Source organism: Megasphaera sp. AF13-6AC, assembly GCF_027685385.1.
GTDB lineage: Bacteria > Bacillota > Negativicutes > Veillonellales > Megasphaeraceae > Megasphaera > Megasphaera micronuciformis.
This window is the reverse complement of record NZ_JAQCUN010000163.1, coordinates 1-2,470: the sequence shown is the minus strand read 5'-3', so window position 1 is coordinate 2,470 and position 2,470 is coordinate 1. Positions and strand designations below refer to the sequence as shown.

General features: G+C 47.2%; 2 protein-coding genes and 1 pseudogene. All 3 read right to left on the bottom strand.

Going from position 1 to position 2,470, the window contains the following annotated elements; all coding sequences use genetic code 11:
• Window positions 1-610: 610 nt before the first annotated feature.
• The gene (gene yqeC / locus PGX78_RS07585) at window positions 611-1,387 is read right to left on the bottom strand and encodes a selenium cofactor biosynthesis protein YqeC (RefSeq protein WP_270446277.1); all 777 of its coding nucleotides are present in this window, start codon (window positions 1,385-1,387) and stop codon (window positions 611-613) included.
• A gap of 61 nt (window positions 1,388-1,448) precedes the next feature.
• Window positions 1,449-2,147, bottom strand: coding sequence for a suppressor of fused domain protein (locus PGX78_RS07580; RefSeq protein WP_270446274.1), 699 nt, complete (start codon window positions 2,145-2,147; stop codon window positions 1,449-1,451).
• A 96-nt stretch (window positions 2,148-2,243) separates the two neighbouring features.
• Window positions 2,244-2,470, bottom strand: a pseudogene (locus PGX78_RS07575) (protein translocase subunit SecF); the annotation flags it as partial.

Below are 2,470 nucleotides of genomic sequence, written 5' to 3'. Positions count from 1 at the left end.
GGCAAAGGAGCCTCCCATAAGCCCTAAGCCGATGACGGCAATATTCAGATTTTTTAAAAATTCTTTTGCTTCTTCTCTCATAATAGCTCCTATACGGTTTTCTCACTAAAGGGCTTTTGGCATCAATACTTCAAGTCCGAGCTTTTTACTCGGTCTGTAGCTTTCCGACTACAACCGTACCCGTGTACAAAAATCCTCTCCGACAACAATAATCGCAATTTCATCTCTTGGCTTATATCAAATAAAAAAGGCAGGCTCTCATGAGCCTGCCCGTTAGGTACCGATAGCTATCGACGTTCAATTGTCCCGCATTTATACAATTTATTCATCGACGCAAACCCGTCTCATGTCGTTTGTCATACTGTTGAATTTTTCGTAGCAAAAATAGCCGGCGCTAAAATAATAGCTCCAGCTAAAAAAGCTTACTCTGTATTCAACTGTCCGTAACGATGTGGACAAGGTCTTCATTTGATATTACCTCTCATCAATTGAGTAATAATTGCTGACATTGTATCGTACACGAAGATATATGTCAATAGAGAATATGCATAGTTATAATTCTTCCAAAGATGAAGATATACTTTTTCACACACCCACAGCTTGAATCTCCTTATCTTGAGTCTTGGGAAATATATTGGCGAATGGTGCACGTATCTTTATATCCGTCAGCTAAGACAATGACTTGTAAATCCAATTCTTCCAAATCATCCAAAAGAGCTTCTGTCATACGATGCTGTACGGCATTATAGCCGCTACAAAAGAGTACTCTGCGTGAGGCGGAAGTACGAAACAACCCGCGAGGATGCGTCAACAGCTTCGCCAGCAAGGCGGGCGTAACGATAGCCCCCGTAGGACGATTCATAATCAAAGCCGCTTGTTCGGCGCCGGCTACCCGCTCATCGGTAATGGACGACCCGAGCATTTGCAGATTGACGACCCCAATGAGCGTATCGCAGTCCTGAGGAATAGGAGCTTCTTCAGGCAAGGGAGCCTTCAACCATTTATGATGAGCACCGTCTGCCTCAACGATCATATACCATGCCGGATGTCTTACACGCAACCATTCCAGAGTGTCCGCATCGATTCCCTTATAAATCCCCTCTTCACTTACGGACGAGAACCAAGCGGGTACCCGATGAGCGTTCATTTTTTCAATGCAAAAAGCTTCGCCTTCTTCACGATCGTTCGTACAAATAATATCCAGGTCCTCGATTTCCGCCAACCGCTCTCCGTCCGCCTCTGCCGTTGTGCTGACCGCAACGGGCAGATTCGCACCGTGTCCGTAGGCAACGAGCCGTTCCAATACGGTTGTTTTCCCTCCGGCTCCTACAATAGCCGTAATCCCCGGCTGCAACAATCGTAACCACCGCTTATCTTCCACAACCATACCTCCTTGAATCCGAAATACGAAAAACGATTCCGACCGCCTCATCAAAAGGGCCGATATATCATTTCCGCAAATCCCCTGCGTGTCGTTCAAGACCCGCGTTGGGTCGTTTTAAATCAATTAAAAATGTACCGCCGTTATAGCGAAGTATCCGTTCCGTCAGTTCGTCAGGTCCTACAGAGCCGTACAGTTCCGCTTCTTCGGTATATACGGGAAAAGGCATAAACAGCTGTATACGATGACCGTCAGCCGTAGGAACGGTTCCCAGCTCGCCGTCGAACTGAATCATAAGCGCCCCGGAAAAAGTTCCCTGTGTCGATGTGTACTCACAGTCTCTGGCCAAGGGTAAATAAAAACCGTAGGAAAACCACATGCCGTACATATGGGGAAAGGCGCCCAACTCGGCAAGAAGACGGACCGGCCAAGGACGTAGCCCGCCAACAGTACGCATCTCTTCTTTAGCGGGTATCATTAAATACAATTCGGCTAAAGAAGATTCCTCACCGCCGCTGCCCGGATATGAGGCCATAGACATGCGACTCATTCCCGATGTATACAAAAAATAAAACGGCTCCTCTTCCGTCGGTTCCAGTACGGTCACATCGACAAAGGAGCGGCTTTCAGGCAGAGATTCGTATACGGTCATACGCCGATGCGTAAATAGAGTTTCAAAATGATTTCGTATGTCGGCCCCGTAATTTTGCATTTCCTTACCGACCGCCCCGGCTCTTGAAAGGAAGGCCGTTACATCGCTTTTCATCGTACATCCTCCTGTTGTTTTACTAATTATACCACAGTGCGCCTTTCATTGCCGCACGTAAAAATGCCTTGCCCGATAGGGCAAGGCATTTAACAGTTAAGCTTCTACGGACTCTTCCGGCACATCTTCTTCTCCGGAATGTAAGCCACGACGCTTGTCTGTGCGGCTCTTCCAAACGACCCATAAAGAGGTATCGACACAAATAGAGGAATAAGCCCCGCTGATAAAGCCGATTAACATGACGAGCGAAAAGTTCTTCGTCGATTCGCCGCCGAAGAAATGCAAGGATCCGCAAGCCAACAATACGGTTGTCAGCGTATAAA